The following is a 19,749-nucleotide window of genomic DNA, read 5'->3' as shown; positions in this document are numbered from 1 at the left end:
CGTCCTGTGAACGAAGTGTGTCATAGTGATTCGTCAAAGCCGATCCATGCCGATCCATTCGACCGACGTGGTGATTGCTTCGAGCAGGTCAGGGATCGGTTCGACGCCGATGCCCGGCCCTTCCGGAACCTTCACGTAACCGTTGTCGAGTACGAACGGCTCGGTGATGTCTTCGGCGAAGTACCGGTCGGAAGCCGACGTATCGCCTGGTAGGACAAATCCGGGGAGCGCGGCAAGAGCGACGTTGGCAGCCCTGCCGATTCCGGTCTCGAGCATTCCGCCGCACCACACGGCAATTCCGTTGGCCTTGCAGACGTCGTGGATACGACGCGATTCCAGATAACCGCCCACACGTCCCGGTTTGATGTTCACCACGCTGCACGCACCGATTGCCAGAGCGTCGGCGGTGACCTTCGCGGAGGTGATCGACTCGTCGAGGCAGACCGGCGTCCGCATCATCTCGGCCAGCCTGGCGTGGCCACGCAGTTCCTCTTCGGGAAGCGGCTGCTCGATCAGCAGGAGGTCGAAGTCGTCGAGCCGCTGGAGATGGCGCGCGTCAGCCAGGGTGTACGCCGTGTTCGCGTCGACCTGGAGGAGTACGTCGTCGCCGAACCTCTCGCGGACTGCGCGAACCGGCTCGATGTCCCAGCCCGGTTCGATCTTCAGTTTGATGCGCAGGTATCCGGCCTCGAGGAACCCGCCTACCTCTTCGAGCAGTTCGTCGATCGAATTCTTGATACCCACCGAAACACCCGCGGGTACACGATCGACTACTGCACCCAGGTACGAAGACATGCTCGTCCCGGCGGCCCGTAACTCGGCGTCGAGAAATGCGGTTTCCAGTGCCGCTTTGGCCATGGGGTGTCCGGCGAACTGTTCCATCGTCGCGCTCAGTGCGTGCACGTCGGGATCGGTGAGTTCACCCAGAGACGGAATCAGGAACTTACGAAGGACTTCGGCGGCGCCGTCCGTGTATTCGGAGCAGTAGCGAGGCTCGGACATCGCAACGCACTCGCCCCAGCCCTCCGACTCCGAGGCGACGACCTTGACGAACAACACGTCCTTGGTGGTCTCCGTGCCGAACGAGGTTCGGAACGGCGCCTTCAACGGCATTGCTGCCCGGCGTAATTCAACTCCGTCGATCTTCACGATGTAACCTCCGCTGTTGTCCTGCCTGCCTGTGTTCCCGGCGCACGGTCCAGTACATATTTTCCGGTCCTGGTGACTGCGAGAACCACTCCGTTCTCGGCGAGCACACCCCCGAGAGTCTCGCGGACTGCCAGGCGCCAGTCGTTCGCTGCCGCCGGGTCCGACTTACGCAGTGTGTACACGTCATTCGGTGTAGCCACCGTGACGAATCGATTCTTGGTCGACTTCAACACGGGCAGACCGGCTTCGGAGATCGACAACAGTTCGCTCGCTCCCAACGACTCGGGAGTCGGGACCTCTCCCGAACCGGCGACGACGTCGGAAACCTTGCTGCTACCGATTTCCCAGTCGATCAGCAATCGGTCGCTGTCTGCGCCGCCGTTGAGACTGTCGTTCATCGGCGCGTAGAAACGCGGCAGATACTGGATCGGGAACGCACCGAGTTTCGAGACGTTGAAGTAGGCATTGCGAGCAACGAGCGGGTCGAAAGTCCACCGCACGTGAAGAATTCCCCGTTCCAGTGCCCACGCTCGCTGGAACAGTTTCAACGCGAGGCCGATGTGCCCGTTCTGCACGTTCGGCAGGATCCCCGTGATGTGTGAATGCAACGAACGATGTTGCGGTTCCTCGAAGAATGCAACCGAGCCGCCGATCAGATCTCCGCCACGAAAAGCGCCGGCGACGTAGTTACCGGAGTGCGCGAGCGCTTTCATCATGTCCCGATGGACGGGAGGGTTGCCGCTCTCCGGCTGCCATACCTTCTCGAACAGACCGAATACCTGTTCCAACTCGGCATGCCCGGTGACGGTTTCGATAGTCACACATGCAAGCAGAGCGGCTTGCTCGGCCTGGCTGATTGCTTGCCGCATCCGTGAAGGCGATACACCTCCGAATGGTTGAACGGTCTTGCGTTGGACATTGTTCGGCGACGTCATCGTCACAGTCCTCCCTCCAGGATTCGAGTCACCAGGCCGGCCAACAAGGTGGCGCGCGGGATCATCTGATCTATCTCTACGTGTTCTGTCGCTGCGTGGGCACCACCGCCGACGGCACCGAGGCCGTCCAACGTGGGAGTTCCGACTGCGGCAGTGAAATTTCCGTCCGACGCACCGCCGACTGCGCAGTCGCGAAGCATTCCCAACCCGCTCTCACTGCTGACCTGGTGAGCGAGAAAGTACAGCTTCTCCGAAGACACTGATTCCAGTGGCCCACGGTTGGGTCCTCCGGATACCGAAATTCGGCTTTCGGCCAGCGCCGGTGTCAGTGCACGGATCGAACGGTCGATGCGTTCCTGTTCCTTCGCGGACCACATGCGAACGTCACACCACAGTTGTGCTTGCGCTGCAACGGTATTGGTCGTGGTTCCGCCACTGATCACGGACGGCACCACCGACGTTCCCGCCGCCGGGTCCGCGAGCTCCACCACGGCCTGAATCTGATGTGCGAGCTCAATTACAGCGTTCACACCTCGCTCCGGTTCCAGTCCGGCGTGTGCAGCGCGTCCCTCGATGTCGACGCAGTACAGCGACATACCCTTGCGCGCGGTCTTCACCGCGCCGTCGGCGGCGGCTTCGAGTACCAGCACCGCGTCGACCTGACGGGCTTGCTCCTCGATCAGTGCGCGTGAGGTCGGGGAGCCGATTTCCTCGTCGGAGTTGAGGAGCACGACCACCCCGTCGAGCGACGGAAGCGATGCGAGCGCATGGAAGAGCTGGACGATGCCGGCCTTCATGTCGAAGACTCCGGGCCCTGTGGCGATGTTGTCGGTGACCGACCAGGGCAACTCCGCGAGCGTTCCGAGCGGCCAGACGGTGTCGAAATGGCCCAGGAGCATCACCTTCGGCTCCGCGCCGAACGACCAACGCAAGTGCTGGCGTCCGTCGATACGGATACGTTCGGGGGCGCTTCCGAGATGGCGTTCGCCGATGTCGGCCACCACATCCGCACATGCATCGACTGCGCCGAGGTCGGAACTGGGCGACTCGGCGGTTACCAGCGCCGCCAGGTCCGCCACCATTGATTTCTTGTCCACTCCGACGCTCTCCTGTCACCGACTTGCAACTTCGCAGTCAAGCTTGGCCGAAGCGACCCTGTCGGATCTTGTCCAAGACTCCTGTCCTTCGGGCTCGGATTCGTCGTGCGTCACGAACAGCTGGGTGTGACAAGCAACTGTGTGTCATCAAGCAGGTGTGTCAGGTACCGATCTCGGTTCGGACAGCAAACAGCTCAGGGAAGAAGCTCAACTCCAGCGCACGTTGCAGGAACCCGGCACCACCACTCGAACCGCCGGTCCCCTTCTTCATGCCGATCACCCGCAGCACGGTCCGAAGATGCCGGAACCGCCACAGCTGAAAGCTCTCCTCGAGGTCGACCAACTCCTCGAATGCCTCGTACGCCGTCCAGTGCTGTTCGACGTTCTCGTAGATTGCCTTGACCAGCGGAATCAGCTCGTCGTTTCGCACGTAGGGCGCGCTGACGTCTCGTTCGAGAGCCGACGCCGGAACGTCGTAACCCTGCCTGGACAGGTACCGCCAGAACTCGTCGTACAGCGTCGGCTCTCCGAGCAGGGTCTCCAACAATCGATGGGCGGACGGATCCGATTCGAACACCTTCAGCATGCCGGCGTTCTTGTTCCCGAGCACGAATTCCACGGCGCGGTACTGGTACGACTGGAACCCCGACGAGTTGCCGAGAACGCCCCTGAACTCCGCATACTCCGCCGGCGTCAGTGTCGCCAACACGGACCACTGTTCGGTCAGAGTGGCCTGGATGTGTTTGACGCGTGCGATCCGCTTGAATGCGACCCGAATGTCGTCGGCAGCGATCGCTGCTCTGGCCGCCCGTATCTCGTGGAGAAACAGCTTGAGCCACAACTCGCTGGTCTGGTGCTGAATGATGAACAAGAGTTCGTCGTGGTGTTCCGGCTCGCTCACCGGATGCTGCGAATCCAGGAGGGTATCGAGTCCGAGGTAGGCCCCGTAACTCATCTTCTCGGAAAAATCGGTGACGACGTCGTCTTCGATCTTTCGTGTGCCGTCCGTTGCCGACATCTTCAGTCTCCTTCTCAGAATTTCGCCGGGGTCTGCGGAACGATCATGGCCACCAATGCGGCAGCGCTCGTCGCTCCGACCAGGACTCCGAATGCAGCCATGTACGAGAACTGGTCCACCATCCATCCCATCACGAGCGGGGTGATGAAACCGGCGAACTGACCACAACCGTTGATCAAACCCATTCCGGAACCGAGGAATTCGGAAGGAAGTGCCCGCAACGGCATCGCGAAGATCGACATCGAACACAGACCGCTGATGCCTAGAGCCAACGTCTCGTAGAACGTGAACATCGCGACGGTGTCAGCGGTGGTCATCAGGAACAACAGGACTGCCGACGTGGCCATACACGGAACCAGAAGAATCCGAGCCCGGTCGTGGAAGTACTTGTCCACCAACCGCCCGCCCACGATCGTGGCCAGCGCCGTGACGATGAAAGGGATCGCGGCAAAGATTCCCGTGTCGATCAGCGAGAGTCCCTTGTCGTTGAGCAGATAACTCGGCACCCAGGTCATCAGACCGTACGCGGACATGTTGGCCAGGCAGAACAGAATTGCGAACTTCCACACCGACGCGGACTTGAACACCGCGGCGCGAGAGTGCTCGCTCGCCAGAGGTTGCAGCGCAGCCTCCGGATCTTCCGAGATTTCCGTGTCCAACGGTGCCGGCAGCACCAACCACACCACCGTGCCGATCACAGCGCCGACGATGGCCACCAGCCAGAACGCGTCACGCCACCCCACGGCCATGAGGACCGGCGCGATGATCAGCGGTGCGACGCCGGGGCCGAGGTTGTTGGCGCCGAGCATGAAACCCATCGCGGTCGCTCTGGTTTTCGGACGCGTCCGCTCAGCCAAAGCCTTGAACGACGCCGCCGGAAAGAGCCCCTGGCTGATACCGAACATCGCACGCATGACCATCAGCGAGATGAGACCCCACGCGAACCCTGTCAACGCGGTGAACACCGACCACAGGATCAACGCCACGATCAACAGTGGCCTGGGTCCGAAGCGGTCGGCCAACATTCCGCCGGGGACCTGCCCGAGCATGTAGAAGATCGCGAAGACCGAAACCACACCACCCAACTGCGTACTGCTGAGCGAGAATTCGTCGCCGATCATCGGAAGCGCAAGCCCGATCATGACGCGATCCACCATGTCGATCAACCAGATAGTACTGAGCAGCCCCACCGTAACGGTGGTCGTGCGACGAATCGACTTGTTGTCCACAATGTTTCGAACCGAACCGCCGGTCCCCCGCGATGGTTCTTCCACCGTGACGCGTTCCGCCTTCATCAAGCCTCCCGAATTGTCTTGTGCCGCATGGACTAGAACATTGAAAAGACTGATGAAGTGTGACAGTGAACACGTCTACCGCATTGGTCCGTTTCACCAATACCTGAAGCAACGTTTGGTCGGTCGGAACATGTTCTGCCCCAGTAGATGACAAATGCCGCCGACACACACGGCGTCGGCGGCATTTCGCGATGGAGTCGCTACTTCATCACGTGCGATTGGCGACTGCCACGATCGTCGAGACGCCTGCGGCTGCAAGCCGAGCATTGACAGTGATCAGGCCGAGAATGTCGTCGACGCTGCCGAGTGTGTGCGAAATCGTACGATCCGAAATCCGTCGTGAGCCGGGAACAGCCTCGGCGAGTTCAGCTCCCGTAGTGGTGGGGTGAACGATCTCGAGGGTCCACTCGTCACGCAGCTCGACCGGCTTCAGTGTGTCGGCCTTGCGCACTGCGCGCTCGGCGCCTGCTCGGATCTGCTCGCACGCCAGCGACGGCGGCAGCGAATTGGTTGCCGACCATCCGTGTGCCTTCTTGACCTCGACGGTCTCGGTTGTCGGCGAGGCCGCGTCCACCAAGCCACAGATGATGTCGTCACCGGTCACGAGACCGACGGGAACGCCCTGGGTGGCAGCGTAGAGGGTGTTGACGTCGGTCTCGGAGACGGACTTGCCGTCGAGGCGGACGTCGGCGAACAAACTCGAGAACGTGTGCGCCAAGACGCCGGGTCCACCAGCTGGTGCGTGATAGCCGACAAACAGGGCGACGTCGTGATCCGACGTCATTCCTTCGGCCATGCACTGCATCTTGGGTGATCCGAAGATCAGGCGCGCCCGTGGATCCAGATCGGCGTGAAGCAGGTTGTCCATCGTTCCGTGGCTGTCGTTGACCAGGACGCTCGTCGCACCGGCGTCGAACGCACCGGCGATCGCAGCATTGGTCTCGGCAGTCATGAGCATCTGCGCACGGTGGTAGCCGCCACCGCCGCGGATCGTCTGATCGAGCGTCGCGATACCCGCGATACCCTCCATGTCCACCGAAATATAGACGTGCATTCCTGTCCTCCATCGATCTCAATCGGCTGAATTGATAACTTCGCTTTCACCTTCACACTCGACTGCATTCGTTTCTTGTCCGGTCGAACGGTGAGTCGGCCTCCATTTGGGACGTTCACACCAGAATCCGATACCCGAGCCGTGAAACCATCGGGACATTCGCCGGGCCAGGCGGTTCGACCAACGACAGGAGTGCAGCGCTGATGCAGGTCCACGACATCGTGTTCACCGGCGGCCGCGTCGTCGATCCCGCATCGGGGACCGACGAGGTTCGGGGCATCGCGATCACCGACGGCAAGGTCTCGGCGTGGGGTCACGACGCGATCGAGGCTCGGCAGACGATCGACGTGACCGGTCAGGTGATCTGCCCCGGATTCATCGACCTGCACAGCCACGGACAGGAAATCGCCGAGCAGCGACTTCAGGCGTTGGACGGAGTGACGACGGCCCTCGAACTGGAGGCAGGCGTCATTCCTGTTGCGAAGGCATATGCGCGTGCCGGTGCCGAGGGGCGCCCGATCAACTACGGCTACGCGACGTCGTGGGCGCACGCCCGTATGATCGAACTCTCGGGCGCCGATCCCGATGGCGACATCAGGACTCTCCTGCACCATGTCGGTTCCCCGAACTGGCAGGGCGAACCCACCGCCTCCCAGCGTGCACACATTCTCGAACTCCTCGAAAACGATCTGGCTGCAGGCGCTCTCGGCATCGGCGTGGTGGTCGGATACGCCCCGAAATCCGATCCGGCCGAGTACCTGCAGGTGGCGGATCTCGCGGCCCGAGCCGGTGTTCCCACCTACACCCATGCGCGCCCACTCATCTCGGCCGACCCGTCGAGCCCGGTGGACGGCGCCGTCGAAATCGCCCGTGCAGCAGCCGAAACCGGCGCGCACATGCACTACTGCCACGTCAACAGCACCTCGGGAATGCACGTCGACCATGCACTGTCCGTGGTGGCTCAGGTCCAGGCAGCCGGATCTCGCGTCACGACAGAGGCGTATCCGTACGGGTCAGGATCAACGGCCGTCGGAGCTGCGTTTCTCGATCCAGACAAGCTGCATCTGATGAATCTGACACCACGATCGCTGACTTTCGTGCCCACCGGTGAACGTATCGCGGACCGCAAGCAGCTGGAACATCTTCGGGCAACGGACCCCGGCGGACTGGTACTTGTGGAGTTCCTCGACGAGAACGACACCGTGCAGCGCGAATTCCTCGAACGCGCGATGACTTTCGACCGTGCCGCCATCGCGAGCGACGCGATGCCACTGACCTGGCCAGGCCGTACCGCTGCCGATGCGTTGCAGTGGCCATTGCCGGAGAAGGCACTCGGCCACCCACGCGGCGCCGGCACCTATGCGCGAGCGATTCGTACGCTGTACCGCGAGCGTCAACTGCTGTCGCTGTCGGAGATCATCGCGCGCTGCTCGTTGATCCCCGCGCAGATTCTGGAGGAGTCGGTTCCCTCGATGGCGACGAAAGGTCGGATCAGCCCCGGTAGCGACGCGGACATCCTCGTTTTCGACCCCGAGCGAATCACCGACAACGCCACCTACATCGACGGCACCCGTCCCTCCACCGGAATCAGCCGCGTGCTGGTCGGCGGCGTACCCGTCGTCGAAGGCGGTGCCGTGGTCCAGGACGCGTTGCCCGGTCGCCCGGTACGCCGCTCATAGCCGGATCTCGTTCTGACCTGCATAGTTCTGACAGAAAGTCACCACACATGAACACATCGTCTGCAATCAACGGCACAATCGATACCATGACGGATTTCGCGAACCCCCCGATCGGTTGGCAGCACAAGGCATTCGGCACCGACCTCGAAGGTCGCGACGGCTCCGACCTGGAGCCACTGGGGATCTCTGCGCTCGACGGCAACCTCCTGCTACCCGTGATGACACTCGATCGTGCAGCGATCGCGCACAATGTCGACCTCATGGCGCAGTTCTGCTCCGATCACGATGTGGATCTGGCGCCCCACGCGAAGACCACGATGAGCCCCGAACTGGTTCGTCGGCAACTCGACGCCGGGGCTTGGGCGATGACGGCGGCAACCGTTGCGCAGGCACGCATTCTGCGTGAGTTCGGTGTGGACACCATCATCATCGCCAGTCAGGTGCTCGATCCCGCCGGCATTCGGTGGATCTGCGACGCCCAGGCCACCGACCCCGATTTCTTCGTCACCACCCTCGTGGACTCGGTCGAGAGCGTCCGCCTGATGGAACAGTTGATCGCGAAAGTCTCACCGGCCAGCCGTATCCGGGTTCTCGTCGAACTCGGCTACGACAGCGGACGCGCGGGCGCTCGCACTGTCGAGCAAGCACTCGACGTCGCACGCGCAGCATCGCAGGCACCTTCGTTGATTCTCACCGGAGTCGAGGGGTTCGAGGGCATGATGCCCGGAGCCTCGGTAGCAGCCCGCCGTATCTCCGTCGATTCGTATCTCAAATCCGCGCGGGTTTTCACGGAAATCTGTGTTGCCGAGAACCTGTTCGAGAACAACTCCGCGAAGGCTCCCCGGCCACTGGTCACTTTCGGCGGCAGTGCGTTTCACGATCTGGTTGTACGCGAGCTGGCCGGCCGGTGGGCACTCGACAACGGTGTACGCGTCGTGCTGCGCAGCGGTTGCTACATCACTCACGATCACGGTCTCTATGCCCAGACTTCGCCGTGGGCTGACGGTCCGCGAACTCTGCAGGGAGCCGCAGAGGTCTGGGGCGTAGTGCTCTCAATACCTGAACCCGGACGGGTGATCCTGGGCTTCGGCCGCCGCGATGTCGGTTCCGACGCAGGCTTTCCCATAGTCCTGTGGCGCCGACGCGACGGATCCAACCGACCAGCGCGAGAGCTGACGATCACCGCACTCAACGACCAGCACGCGTACGTCGACGTCCCGGCTGACTTCGACGTGAAGGTCGGCGATCTGCTCGGTTGCGGAATCTCGCATCCCTGCACCACGTTCGACAAGTGGTCACTGATTCCCGAGGTCGATTCGGATTACCGCGTCGTCGGCACGGTGCACACCTACTTCTGAGGGGCCGGTTGCGGTAATCCGGCGTCAGTCGTCCTTCGGGTCACGCGGCAATTCGACGCGGAACATCGTCCCCTGCCCGAGGGAGGTCTCGACGCTGACGGTTCCGTCGTGCGCTGCAACCAAAGCCGAAACGATGGACAGGCCGAGACCGGCGCCCCCGGTCTCACGGGTGCGAGAGGTGTCGGCGCGGTAGAAACGCTCGAAGATCCGCGCGGCATCCTCGTCACTCAAACCCTGACCGGTATCCGAAACCTCGACCACCGCGGAGTTCTCGGTCGTACCGACACGAACGGTGACCTGCGCATCCGGCGGAGTGTGTTTGATCGCGTTGCCCACCAGATTGGCGACTACCTGACGCAGCCTGGCCTCGTCACCCTGCACTTCGGGCAGGCCCGGGCCGCCGGTCATCTGAAGTTCGACAGTTCGATCCGGTGCGATCGCTCGTGCCGCCTGTACCGAATCCGCCGCAACTGCAAGCAGATCCACCGGCTTGTTCTCGAGTGGACGCTGTTCGTCGAGTCTTGCCAGCATGAGCAGATCTTCGACCAGAAGTCCCATCCTCGACGCCTCGCCCTCGATCCGGTTCATCAGCGTTTCCGTATCCGTCATGGCGCCTTGGCGATACAACTCGGCGAACCCACGAATAGTCGTCAAGGGTGTGCGCAACTCGTGGCTCGCGTCGCCGACAAACCTACGCATCTTCTCCTCGGAACGCCGTGCTGATTCCTCCGAAGCCTCGGTCGCGGCAAATGCGTGTTGAATCTGCGCGAGCATTCCGTTGAGCGCCACCGACAATCGGCCGACCTCGGTGCGGTCGTCACGCTCCGGGACCCGTCGATGAAGGTCGCCGGCGGCAATGGCAGCGGCAGTTTCCTCAACCTCGACCAGCGGACGAAGGCTCCGACGAACCACGAAATACGCTCCGCCGCCGAGGATCAGCAGGACAACCAGGCCGATGCCGAGTTGCAGGCCGACCAGGTCGTCGACGGTCTGTTCGATATCCGTCAGTCGCACACCGATAGTCGTGGTCGTGTCGTCGCGAACCGTCGTGAGAACTCGCCAGTTCACGTCCGAACCGTCGCTCGATCCGACGGTGATCGGGCCGTTGGTGGAATCTTTCGACAGGTCGGGTTCGGTTGTCGTCGACTTGTCGTTGAGAGTGAACACCTTCCCGTCCGGGGTCACCGTCCGAACGAAGAAGGGACTGGGCGGACGAGTTTGCGGACCGACATCGCTGGGTGGCTGCAAATCTCTGGTGTGCGGCTTTGCCCAGCCGTCGACCGCCTCGTACAGCGTTTTGTCGGTTCGCTGGGTCAGTGAATTCTCGAGAGCAGAAGTGACCGCGACGCCAGACGCCAACAGACCCAGCGCCGCCAACACCAGCAAGGCCGCAACCAAGGTGAAACGCAGCGGCAGTGAATGGAGACGGAAACGACCCCGCTTCGGAAGCTGATCGTTTTCCGCGGCGGCGATCATTGCCGCGGTTCACGCATCACGTAGCCGACCCCACGCAATGTGTGAATCAGCGGTGTCTCCCCCGTATCCACCTTGCGCCGCAGGTAGGACACGTAGGACTCGACAACTCCGACCTCCCCGCCGAAGTCGTAGTTCCAGACGTGGTCGAGAATTCGAGGCTTACTGAGAACCGTCCCGGCGTTGACCATGAAGTATCGGAGCAGTGTGAACTCGGTGGGTGAGAGTGCAACCAATTCGCCCTTCTTCCAGACCTCGCGGGTGTCGTCGTCGAGTTCGATGTCGGCGAACTTCACCCGCGGCGACTGCTCCGGTTCGACACCGCGGCCGGCGCGGCGCAGGATGACCCGCAACCTCGTCACGACCTCTTCGAGGCTGAACGGCTTGGTCACGTAGTCGTCCGCGCCGAGGGTCAGGCCGCTGATCTTGTCGTCGAGCGAATCCTTCGCCGTCAGAAACAGGACCGGTGCGTCCACACCGTCGGCACGGAGGCGTCGGAGCAGACCGAAGCCGTCCATCCCGGGCATCATGACGTCGAGAACAATCGCGTCGGGACGGAATGTCCGTGCGACGTCCAGGCCTTGGGCTCCGCTCGAAGCAGTCGCCACCTCGAAACCCTGGAATCGGAGGCTCACGGAGAGCAACTCCACGATGGTGGGTTCGTCGTCGACGACGAGGATGCGGGCTTCGGGGGTCTTGTCGGTCACGAGAACCATCTTCTCCCCTGCCACTGGATTCTCGCTGTATGTTCCCTGGGAGCTTCCTGTGAACGGCTGAGTGCAGGTGAAAAGCCGGGTGCAGGTGAAAAGCTGGGTGCAGATGAAAAGCTGGGGTACAGGCCCACGAACCGGAAGGATGCGGCATGTCACTACCTCCACTGTGGAACATGGAATGACTGTGGAACATGGAATGCTTGACCTGGCGTATTCCTCTGTTCACCAACAACTCCGATCCCGGCGAGGATCCCGGCTTCGCGCCACCGGAGTCTTGGGCACAAGCCCTCGCGGCTGTAGCCCAAGATCTGCGTTGCCTGCGATTCGGACCTGAAGTTGTTGTCGATCGTCTGATCTGGGAATTTTCGATCAACAGCGACTACAACGTCACGATCGGCTGGCAAGGCGCACGTGACATCGGCGGATTCAGCTACTTCAACGCACTGTCGATGGATACTGCATTCGCGGACGCTGCGGTGTGGGTCGCCGATATCGTTCAGACCAAATTGGCCGGGTACGACTTCGTTCAGTGGCCGAGCCGAGGGCGCCATCTGCTTGTCCCTCGACTTCGAGACGGGGAACCGGTGTGGATGGATCCGCACGGCGATGTGACGATCAGTCGTATCGGCGAGTTGTGCAAAAATTCGACGAATTATGCAGCAACGTAGCCCAGTTCAAATCGCTCAGCTCTACGGTTCGGTGGCGTCCGCGCTGGTCGGCGGTGTGGTGGCCGCGTACGCAGTGGCCGAGTCTCGAGTTGACGACTTCTCGTTCTCCGACGACGGCCTCACCTCGGTGGTGATCACACCGCAGTGGGCGGGAGCAACTGCCGCTGTGGTTGCGGCGGTCGGTGTTGCGCTACTACATCGCTGGGGACGTGGCGGACTCGCGAGTGTCTTCGCTGCCGTTGGCGCCCTAGTCATCGCGTTACCAGCATTCGTCCCTGTCTCCGCCTCGATATCGGTGACCCTGAACGCAATGGGAGCCGGCACTTTCCTCGCGGCGGCGGCATATCCGACGAAGAGTCACCGCGCAGCACAAATTGCTCTCGCACTCGGGGTGACCGCGACGACCCTGTACTTCGGCGGCGCAGACTTGTGGCGCGATCGCGTCGCAAGGTGGTCGCTCACACTTCCGGGCGATACCTACCCCGTGCCGTCCACGGTTCCCGTCTGGATACTGCTCGCTGCAACTCTTCTGGTAGCCGGAGTCGCCTTGGTCGCACGATCAGGTCAAGAGACGGACGACGTCGACACACGCCTGGTGACTTTGGGAGTTGTTCTGCCCCTGGCATTCACGGCCCTGTATGCGTGGTTGGGCTCGACGTCGACAGCGCCTGGGTCCTGGGTGACGGCGGTGGTGATCGCGGTTGCCGTTACCGTCGCACTGGCTTGGCGTTTGCCGCAACACGACGCCCGCTTCATACTCGCCGGACTCGCAATCGGCGCGGTTTCGATCAGCTCGATTTCCTTTTCATCCGACTGGACTTGGGCGGTGCCCGCGGTGGGTGCTGCGCTGGCGCTGGGCGTCGCCGTCGGCTGGAAAAGACCAATGCCCCAACTCGGGCTGGGACTGCTTGCCGTGACCGCACTCTCGGGATTGCTGGATGCCGCCCTGACCACGGTCGCCTACGTCTTCGTCCTCCCACTTGCGCTGGGACTGGCCGTCGCGTCATGCATGCCTGTTGCCGTCGGAGCAGTCGCGAGCGGGTCGGTACTTCCCTTCACTCTTACCTTGTTCTCGGTTTCAGCGACCTTCCTGGACCCTGCCTCGCAGGAATTCGGGTGGTCGACCGCTCCGCTCGAGGAACACGGTCCGGCCGCCGTGACGACGCCGATTCCATTGACTGTTCTCGCTGCGACGGCGACGATCGTGGTGGCCATGTCGACCATCCATCTGAAGAGAGTTCGAACGGCTGTGGTGACCTAAATCGCCAGCTGATCGGGTCGGAACGCAGAATTCTGTTGCTATGGTTGGGTGGTCAACGACGACATCCGGACGAGCGCACCGTACCCGGCCAGCGAAAAGACGGTGCCTTGGGAGTTGTTCACCATGGCATGGATCGTGCTCGTCATTTCCGGACTTTTCGAAGCTGTCTGGGCTACCGCGCTGGGTAAGTCCGACGGATTCAGCAAGATGTCACCCACCGTTGTCTTCATCCTCGGCCTGATCGTCAGTATGGCCGGCCTCGCGTATGCAATGCGCACCCTTCCCATCGGAACTGCGTACGCGGTCTGGGTCGGCATCGGCGCCGCCCTGACCGTCGGATACGCGATGATCACCGGTGCGGAGTCCACGTCGGTCGTCAAGATTCTGCTGATCCTCGGCATCGTCGGTTGTGTGGTCGGTCTGAAGGTCCTTCACTGACCGGCGATCCTGGTGAGTGTTTGTGTGTTACCGGTTACAGTTAACGCATGAAACTGCTGGAGATGCTCACGCTTCCCCTACGCGCGGGCATTGCAGCCGCAGAGATCAGCTTGGGAATCGCCGAGCTGACGGTGACTACCGTCCGTATCGCCGTCGGTAATACCGGTGCCGTGACGGCGGGTGCTGCAGGCCTGGCCAGCCCCCGCGGACCCATGCAGATGATCCAGCAGTTGTCATCGCTTACTGCAGACGATCGGCCCATCGGGCAGGCCTTGGCCCCCGGTGGGCCGCTCGATCGCCTTCTCTCACCCGGCGGCCCGGTCGACAAACTGACTGCACCCGACGGCACTCTCGAACGACTTCTCGCTCCCGGCGGACCACTCGAAAGACTTCTTGCTCCCGGCGGACCGCTGGATCGGGTGCTCGCCGAGAACGGCGCCTTGGAACGGTTGCTCGCCCCGGACGGTCTCCTCGACCGAATGATGGCGGAGGACGGTCCGCTGGAACGACTGACCGCACAGGACGGTGCCGTCGAACGCCTGACTGCCAAGGACGGTGTCATCGATCGCGCACTGGCCGAGAACGGCATCCTCGAAACACTCTTGGCGGAGAACGGCGCCTTCGAACGGCTCATCGCCGAAGGCGGCCCGCTTGACCAGATCGTTGCACTGTCCGATACCTTGACTTCGCTCGCCCCCAACCTCGAGAGAATGAGCGCCAGCATCGAGGTACTGCAGGAAACAGTCGGAATCCTCAGTGCTGCAGTCGGTCCACTCGGAGAACTGGCCGGCAAGCTTCCCAATCGCTGGCTCAAGAGCAAGGGCGAGCGCCCAGGGCCGGACCTTCCGATCGAATCGGCATAACAAACGGTTACTCGCCGATTACGCGGTCAGTTGTTGATCACGATGTTGAGATTGATGATGATTCCGCCGAAAGTCAGAATCGTGTTGGCCAAGCCAACGGTCATTCCACTGTTCAGAGCCGCGATCAGTCCGTTCATCGTCGTATCCCCTTCACTGTCTGCGGGTTACGCGTACAAGATTGTGCGCTGGCGCTGACAATAGGCCAAGTTCGCGACCTGCGCGCCATTGCGGAGAAAACTTGTACCGCGGTCGCAGTTTCCGCGTTAACTGTTGCAGGACAACGCAATTCCATACTCGGCGCACTACCCGCAAATGACTGAACCAAACATCACGATTAGGCATACGTATCCCACCCGCATAACCGTCTGCCCCACCAGACACTTGTCCACCCAAACAGAGTGCACAACAGTTAGTCCGGTGCAACAATAAGACGAATCGGACATGCCTGCGACGTGATGGGGAAGGGTGGTTGAGACAATGACGGCGCCGCGCATTGCCAGAGAACACCGCGGCCCTACCGGGGGCCGAAATTCCGCGTCGCAGGACAGCCTGGACGCCGCCTCGGACGCCCTGCAATCGCTGTACGCGCACCTCGATCCACATGCCCAGGCCGAGCAATTTCTCGAACAGGTCTGCAAACACGCCGTCGATCTCATCGCCGACGCCGACATGGCCGGAATTACCATCGGCGGTTCGGATTCGACATTCCGAACCGTAGCCGCCACCCATCAACTCGTTCGCACCGTCGACTCGATCCAATTCCGACTGGACTACGGACCGAGTGTGACGTCGTCACGCACGGGCACGGTTGTACGTGCGCATGCCAGCGAAGCCCACAGCCGGTGGCCTCAATTCGCAAGCGCGGCAAAAGCAGTCGGCGCCGTCAGCTTTCTGTCGATGCCATTGCCCGGTAGAGATCGCCCACTGGGAACCCTCAATCTCTACAGCCATGACCTCCGAGGCTTCACCGGCGCCGACGTGGCATTGCTCCAACTGTTCGCCGTCACCTCGTCCTACGCACTGCACAGCTCGCAGCGCCTCGACATCGCCAGAAAGCACGCGATGGACCTCGAGCGTGCACTCGAATCGAGAGGCGTCATCGAACAGGCCAAGGGCATCATCATGGGCACCCACCGCGTCGACGCCGACCGCGCCTTCCGCATCCTCATCCAGGACTCACAGCGCAGCAACGTCAAACTGCGAGTGATCGCCCAGCAGTACATCGACGGCGCGATCGATCCGCGCCAGGCCACGAACAAGCCTGAGACCAACTGAACCCGGCAAACACAGTGCTTCGGCAACCACAGCGCTTCGGCAAACACAGAGGCACCCACCAGAATCTTGGTGAGTGCCTCTACTTTCGGAGCCTCCTGTCGGGATTGAACCGACGACCTTTCGCTTACAAGGCGAGTGCTCTACCACTGAGCTAAGGAGGCGAAGACCGACGCGTTGCCGCGACTGACTTTGCGGAGCCATCATATCCAAGCCGTCACGGTGGCCGCGCCCGGGTCACGTTAGATAGCGTGGGCCCCATGCGCAACTCCCACTCCGCCCCCTGATGGCGAAATTCACCGAAGCACTCACACGCCTGACGGGAAACCGCCAAGCCACCGTCGACACGGTCACGTCGGCTCCCGCGCCGCTACAACCGATCGACCTCACAGACGACGCCGTCGTCGCAGAAGTTCTGGACCTGGCGGTTCGGGTCGGCGAAGTCCTCCTCGCCTCCGGGACCGCGGCCATGGACACGGCGGAGCAGGTGCAGTTCATCGCCGCCACCTACGGCCTCGCCCAGTGTGACGTCGACGTCACCTACAACTCGATTGTGCTCTCTGCCTATCGCGGCCCGACGCGACCGCCGGCGAGCACGATGCGCATCGTCCACTACCGCTCGATGGACTTCACGCGACTGGCGGCTGTCGACCGTCTGACGCGTCGTATCCGCCGTGAGGCGATCACACCGGACCAAGCGCACGACGCACTCACAGCCATCACGACGGCGCCGCACCCGTACAACCGATGGACCGCAACCATGGCCTGGGCAGCGATGGCGGCTTCGGTCTCCGTCCTGCTCGGCGGCGGGTTCCTTGTTGCCACAGTCGCGTTTCTGACGACGATGGTTATCGATCGGGTCAACCGCGTACTGAACCGGTTCGGGTTGCCGTTCTTCTTCCAGCAGGTAGTCGGTGGTCTCATCGCGGCTGCGCCCGCCGCGGCGCTCTATACCTTTCAGGATCAGCTGGGGATCAGTATCCGGCCGTCGCTGGTGATCGCGGCCGGAGTGGTCGTTCTGCTGTCCGGGCTGTCGCTGGTGGGCTCGGTCCAGGACGCGATCATGGGCGCTCCGATCACGGCTGTAGCGCGATTCTTCGAAGTGGTGATGATGACGGGCGGCATCATCGCGGGTGTCGCGATCTCACTGCGAATGACCGGGATGCTGGGTTCGACGCTTCCACCGATCAACGTGGAAGTATCGACCATCACGCAGTTGCCGATCCTCATGCTCTCCGGCGCGTGTGCGTCGGTCTTCTACGCTCTGGCCTGCTACGCCGAGCGGCGTGCACTCACCGCGGCATTCCTGGGCGGCGCGGCCGGCAGCGGTGTGTCGATCTTCGTGCAAACACTCGACGTCGGCCCCGTGATCGCCGCAGCGATCGCGGCGACCGTCGTCGGTCTTGCCGGTGGTCTGATGGCTCGCCGCGCCCTGACGCCTCCGCTGGTCGTCGCGGTCGCAGGCATCACTCCCCTACTCCCCGGTCTGTCGCTGTACCGAGGCCTGTACGCGCTGCTCAACGACCAGGTACTGATCGGTCTGACTGCTTTGCTGTCGGCATTCGGTATCGGCTGCGCCCTGGCTGCTGGCGTGACGCTCGGCGAATGGGGAGCACGAACACTGCGTCGTCCACGAATCCTGATGCGCGTGGACTCGCTACGCCGACCGATGGTCCGCAAGCGCAAACGCCGCGTTCCCGTCACCGAGAAGTAAGAGAGATTCAAGCAGAAAGAGCTGGGCACCTGACGGTGCCCAGCTCTTTCGGTTCACTCGGGGGTTTCCGAGCAGTGAGAGAATCAGCTCTCGACTGCGTGCTTTCCGCCGGCAGCCTGATCGGCTTCCATGGCCTCGCGCAGGCTCTTCGGACGCATGTCGGTCCAGTTCGCCTCGACGTATTCGAGGCACGCCTTGCGGCTGTCTTCACCGAACACCACGCGCCAGCCGGCGGGGACCTCGGAAAACGTGGGCCACAGCGAGTGCTGGTCCTCGTCGTTCACCAGCACGTAGAAGCGGCCGTCTTCGTCATCGAAAGGGTTAGTGCTCATCTCGCCTCACTCGTTACGTACGTGTCTTGTGCGCCCAGACTAGCAAGCGCACCAGTTCGGTTCTGGTGGCTCAGCACCGACGCCAGAATCTCCCCCGCCCGCACTGCCACGTTCGACAGCAGCGACGACGTCAATCCGTGAGTCTGTTCTGTCCCACCCTGCAGATAGATACCGCCTGTCACGTCCTCCGTTACAGCCAGTCGATAATCCCGACTGACGTTACGCGGAACGGACGAATCCGGCACGAGTTCACCCAACAAATTGTCCAGCGGTGCCGGGGTGAAACCCGTGGCCAGAATGAGTGCGTCGCACGACAGCGTGTCGGTCAAACCGTCGAGGTTGCTGCGGACGGCCAGTTCGATGCCGGATTCGGTCTCCACGGCACTCGTGATCTCCGAGGCCCGACGCATGAACAGTCGCCGCGGCCCACGAACCATCTCCTGATACTCGGTGGCATAGAGCTTGTTGATCAGTTCGATGTCGACGACCGAGTAATTGGTACTGCGGTGCAGATCGAGAAGTCGACGTCGTTCCGCGGCGTCGGCGCCGTGCAGTTGATCGACGGCTTCGGGATCGAAGATGCGATTTGCGTACGGGCTGTCGTCTGCCGGGCTGTAGCCGTAGCGGGCAAAAACACTGTGGACTTCGGCGTTCGGGTAGTTCGCGTGCAGGTAGTCGACGATCTCCGCGGCACTCTGACCGGCACCGAGAACAACGAACCTGTTGTGCACGGGCTCAGGCATCGCTTCGAGGTGGAAGAGGAACTGGTGGTTGTGGAAGCACCGGGACGACGGCGTTGCCCACTCCGGGATCCGCTCTTTCAATCCGGCGCCGACGACGATGTTGCGCGCGATCACCGTCTCACCGTCGGCTGTGCGAACCGCAAAGCGATCGACCACACCGTCGGAGTTCTTGATGCCCTCGACCCCGTCGACGGTTGTACCGAACTGCACATCCGCGTCGACTCGTCGAGCCGCCCAGCACAGGTAGTCGTTGAACTCGTGGCGCGTGGGAAAGAAGGTCTGGTGGTTGACGAAGTCGACCAGTCGCCCTTGCTCGAACAGATACGAGAAGAAGCTGTATCCGCTCTGTGGGTTACGGAACGTCACCAGGTCCTTCGGAAACGCGATCTGCATCGTGGCACCGTCGAGCAGCATCCCGGGATGCCACGCGAACTGAGACTGCTTTTCGAAGAACCGCGCATTCACCCGATCAACGGCTGCACAATTTGCATTGTGTTCTTCGACAGCGATGGCCAACGCGAGGTTGGCCGGACCGAACCCGACGCCGACGATGTCGACCACGGCGGGTTCGGCGCTGGAGTCTCTCGGTGATTCACTCATTACAGGTAGTCCATCCCCGACGGGACGACCTGATGAGGTCGCCAATCGATGTCCCGAAGTAAGTAGCAAAGGCTACCCTTAATGAGG

At 62.0% G+C, this 19,749-nt stretch carries 18 protein-coding genes, 1 tRNA gene and 1 riboswitch; of the genes, 8 read left to right on the top strand and 11 right to left on the bottom strand.

Features of this window, described 5'->3' with window-relative positions; translation table 11 throughout:
* Positions 1-33: 33 nt before the first annotated feature.
* The 6 genes from menC to RA302_RS04805 all read right to left on the bottom strand — a co-directional run bounded on the left by menC (position 34) and on the right by RA302_RS04805 (position 6,548).
* Positions 34-1,149, bottom strand: coding sequence for an o-succinylbenzoate synthase (gene menC, locus RA302_RS04830; protein ID WP_166501872.1), 1,116 nt, complete (start codon positions 1,147-1,149; stop codon positions 34-36).
* A complete protein-coding gene (locus RA302_RS04825; protein ID WP_003945514.1) occupies positions 1,146-2,084 on the bottom strand; it encodes a GNAT family N-acetyltransferase in 939 nt (312 codons plus the stop codon). Before RA302_RS04825 ends, menC begins: the two co-directional genes overlap by 4 nt.
* 2 nt (positions 2,085-2,086) lie before the next feature.
* Positions 2,087-3,181: a M20 family metallopeptidase gene (locus RA302_RS04820; protein WP_166501871.1), complete on the bottom strand. Its 1,095-nt coding sequence runs from the start codon at positions 3,179-3,181 to the stop codon at positions 2,087-2,089.
* Between the two features lie 160 nt (positions 3,182-3,341).
* The gene (locus RA302_RS04815; protein WP_166501870.1) at positions 3,342-4,199 is read right to left on the bottom strand and encodes a tryptophan 2,3-dioxygenase family protein; all 858 of its coding nucleotides are present in this window, start codon (positions 4,197-4,199) and stop codon (positions 3,342-3,344) included.
* Between the two features lie 14 nt (positions 4,200-4,213).
* Positions 4,214-5,494, bottom strand: coding sequence for an MFS transporter (locus tag RA302_RS04810; protein WP_166501869.1), 1,281 nt, complete (start codon positions 5,492-5,494; stop codon positions 4,214-4,216).
* A 208-nt stretch (positions 5,495-5,702) separates the two neighbouring features.
* A complete protein-coding gene (locus RA302_RS04805; protein WP_019747026.1) occupies positions 5,703-6,548 on the bottom strand; it encodes a M55 family metallopeptidase in 846 nt (281 codons plus the stop codon).
* Positions 6,549-6,751: 203 nt separating this feature from the next.
* Here RA302_RS04805 and RA302_RS04800 point away from each other — a divergent pair, with 203 nt between their 5' ends.
* Entirely contained in the window at positions 6,752-8,227 is a 1,476-nt protein-coding gene (locus RA302_RS04800; RefSeq protein ID WP_166501868.1) for an amidohydrolase family protein, read from the top strand.
* Between the two features lie 86 nt (positions 8,228-8,313).
* On the top strand, positions 8,314-9,585 hold the full coding sequence (locus RA302_RS04795) for an alanine racemase (RefSeq protein ID WP_225320278.1): 1,272 nt from the start codon (positions 8,314-8,316) through the stop codon (positions 9,583-9,585).
* Positions 9,586-9,609: 24 nt separating this feature from the next.
* On the opposite strand, the gene RA302_RS04790 is transcribed toward RA302_RS04795, so the two are convergent.
* Complete coding sequence (locus RA302_RS04790) at positions 9,610-11,061, bottom strand: HAMP domain-containing sensor histidine kinase (RefSeq protein WP_166501867.1); 1,452 nt, start codon at positions 11,059-11,061, stop codon at positions 9,610-9,612.
* Entirely contained in the window at positions 11,058-11,774 is a 717-nt protein-coding gene (locus RA302_RS04785) for a response regulator transcription factor (RefSeq protein WP_166501866.1), read from the bottom strand. The genes RA302_RS04790 and RA302_RS04785 overlap by 4 nt, the downstream gene beginning before the upstream one ends.
* Before the next feature lie 197 nt (positions 11,775-11,971).
* Between RA302_RS04785 and RA302_RS04780 the strand changes: the two genes are divergently transcribed.
* The 5 genes from RA302_RS04780 (at position 11,972) to RA302_RS04760 (ending at position 16,276) form a co-directional block, all read left to right on the top strand.
* On the top strand, positions 11,972-12,439 hold the full coding sequence (locus RA302_RS04780; protein ID WP_225320277.1) for a hypothetical protein: 468 nt from the start codon (positions 11,972-11,974) through the stop codon (positions 12,437-12,439).
* Entirely contained in the window at positions 12,426-13,700 is a 1,275-nt protein-coding gene (locus RA302_RS04775) for a hypothetical protein (RefSeq protein WP_166501865.1), read from the top strand. The genes RA302_RS04780 and RA302_RS04775 overlap by 14 nt, the downstream gene beginning before the upstream one ends.
* 43 nt (positions 13,701-13,743) lie before the next feature.
* Positions 13,744-13,809: riboswitch (guanidine-III (ykkC-III) riboswitch) on the top strand.
* Between the two features lie 14 nt (positions 13,810-13,823).
* The gene (locus tag RA302_RS04770) at positions 13,824-14,138 is read left to right on the top strand and encodes a multidrug efflux SMR transporter (protein WP_020906330.1); all 315 of its coding nucleotides are present in this window, start codon (positions 13,824-13,826) and stop codon (positions 14,136-14,138) included.
* A 47-nt stretch (positions 14,139-14,185) separates the two neighbouring features.
* Positions 14,186-15,001 (top strand): hypothetical protein, encoded by an 816-nt coding sequence (locus RA302_RS04765; protein WP_019747018.1) that lies wholly within the window; start codon positions 14,186-14,188, stop codon positions 14,999-15,001.
* 477 nt (positions 15,002-15,478) lie between these two features.
* Positions 15,479-16,276, top strand: a complete 798-nt coding sequence (locus RA302_RS04760) for a GAF and ANTAR domain-containing protein (protein ID WP_020968516.1) — start codon at positions 15,479-15,481, stop codon at positions 16,274-16,276.
* Positions 16,277-16,365: 89 nt separating this feature from the next.
* Here the strand turns inward: RA302_RS04760 and RA302_RS04755 are convergent.
* Positions 16,366-16,437 (bottom strand) — tRNA-Thr (locus RA302_RS04755).
* Between the two features lie 122 nt (positions 16,438-16,559).
* Between RA302_RS04755 and RA302_RS04750 the strand changes: the two genes are divergently transcribed.
* On the top strand, positions 16,560-17,987 hold the full coding sequence (locus RA302_RS04750) for a threonine/serine exporter family protein (protein ID WP_166501864.1): 1,428 nt from the start codon (positions 16,560-16,562) through the stop codon (positions 17,985-17,987).
* A gap of 83 nt (positions 17,988-18,070) precedes the next feature.
* Here RA302_RS04750 and RA302_RS04745 read toward each other — a convergent pair whose 3' ends face one another.
* Both RA302_RS04745 and RA302_RS04740 read right to left on the bottom strand, forming a co-directional pair.
* Positions 18,071-18,319 carry an MbtH family protein gene (locus RA302_RS04745; RefSeq protein ID WP_003945538.1) on the bottom strand — a complete coding sequence of 83 codons (249 nt, stop codon included), beginning with the start codon at positions 18,317-18,319 and terminating at the stop codon, positions 18,071-18,073.
* Positions 18,316-19,662, bottom strand: coding sequence for a SidA/IucD/PvdA family monooxygenase (locus tag RA302_RS04740; protein ID WP_019747015.1), 1,347 nt, complete (start codon positions 19,660-19,662; stop codon positions 18,316-18,318). The genes RA302_RS04745 and RA302_RS04740 overlap by 4 nt, the downstream gene beginning before the upstream one ends.
* Positions 19,663-19,749 lie beyond the last annotated feature (87 nt).

The sequence above is a fragment of the Rhodococcus sp. DN22 genome (genome assembly GCF_036669995.1).
Classification (GTDB): Bacteria; Actinomycetota; Actinomycetes; order Mycobacteriales; family Mycobacteriaceae; genus Rhodococcus_F; species Rhodococcus_F erythropolis.
The sequence above is the reverse complement of the archived record's forward strand: the minus strand, read 5'-3'. Positions and strand labels throughout refer to the sequence as shown.

What these genes read in the sequence shown, in the direction of transcription:
- RA302_RS04825 (WP_003945514.1), bottom strand. Translation starts at nt 2,084, where the DNA reads ATGACGTCGCCGAACAATGTCCAACGCAAGACCGTTCAACCATTCGGA.
- RA302_RS04815 (WP_166501870.1), bottom strand. Translation starts at nt 4,199, where the DNA reads ATGTCGGCAACGGACGGCACACGAAAGATCGAAGACGACGTCGTCACC.
- RA302_RS04810 (WP_166501869.1), bottom strand. Translation starts at nt 5,494, where the DNA reads ATGAAGGCGGAACGCGTCACGGTGGAAGAACCATCGCGGGGGACCGGC.
- RA302_RS04805 (WP_019747026.1), bottom strand. Translation starts at nt 6,548, where the DNA reads ATGCACGTCTATATTTCGGTGGACATGGAGGGTATCGCGGGTATCGCG.
- RA302_RS04800 (WP_166501868.1), top strand. Translation starts at nt 6,752, where the DNA reads ATGCAGGTCCACGACATCGTGTTCACCGGCGGCCGCGTCGTCGATCCC.
- RA302_RS04795 (WP_225320278.1), top strand. Translation starts at nt 8,314, where the DNA reads ATGACGGATTTCGCGAACCCCCCGATCGGTTGGCAGCACAAGGCATTC.
- RA302_RS04790 (WP_166501867.1), bottom strand. Translation starts at nt 11,061, where the DNA reads ATGATCGCCGCCGCGGAAAACGATCAGCTTCCGAAGCGGGGTCGTTTC.
- RA302_RS04785 (WP_166501866.1), bottom strand. Translation starts at nt 11,774, where the DNA reads ATGGTTCTCGTGACCGACAAGACCCCCGAAGCCCGCATCCTCGTCGTC.
- RA302_RS04775 (WP_166501865.1), top strand. Translation starts at nt 12,426, where the DNA reads ATGCAGCAACGTAGCCCAGTTCAAATCGCTCAGCTCTACGGTTCGGTG.
- RA302_RS04770 (WP_020906330.1), top strand. Translation starts at nt 13,824, where the DNA reads ATGGCATGGATCGTGCTCGTCATTTCCGGACTTTTCGAAGCTGTCTGG.
- RA302_RS04765 (WP_019747018.1), top strand. Translation starts at nt 14,186, where the DNA reads ATGAAACTGCTGGAGATGCTCACGCTTCCCCTACGCGCGGGCATTGCA.
- RA302_RS04760 (WP_020968516.1), top strand. Translation starts at nt 15,479, where the DNA reads ATGACGGCGCCGCGCATTGCCAGAGAACACCGCGGCCCTACCGGGGGC.
- RA302_RS04750 (WP_166501864.1), top strand. Translation starts at nt 16,560, where the DNA reads ATGGCGAAATTCACCGAAGCACTCACACGCCTGACGGGAAACCGCCAA.
- RA302_RS04745 (WP_003945538.1), bottom strand. Translation starts at nt 18,319, where the DNA reads ATGAGCACTAACCCTTTCGATGACGAAGACGGCCGCTTCTACGTGCTG.
- RA302_RS04740 (WP_019747015.1), bottom strand. Translation starts at nt 19,662, where the DNA reads ATGAGTGAATCACCGAGAGACTCCAGCGCCGAACCCGCCGTGGTCGAC.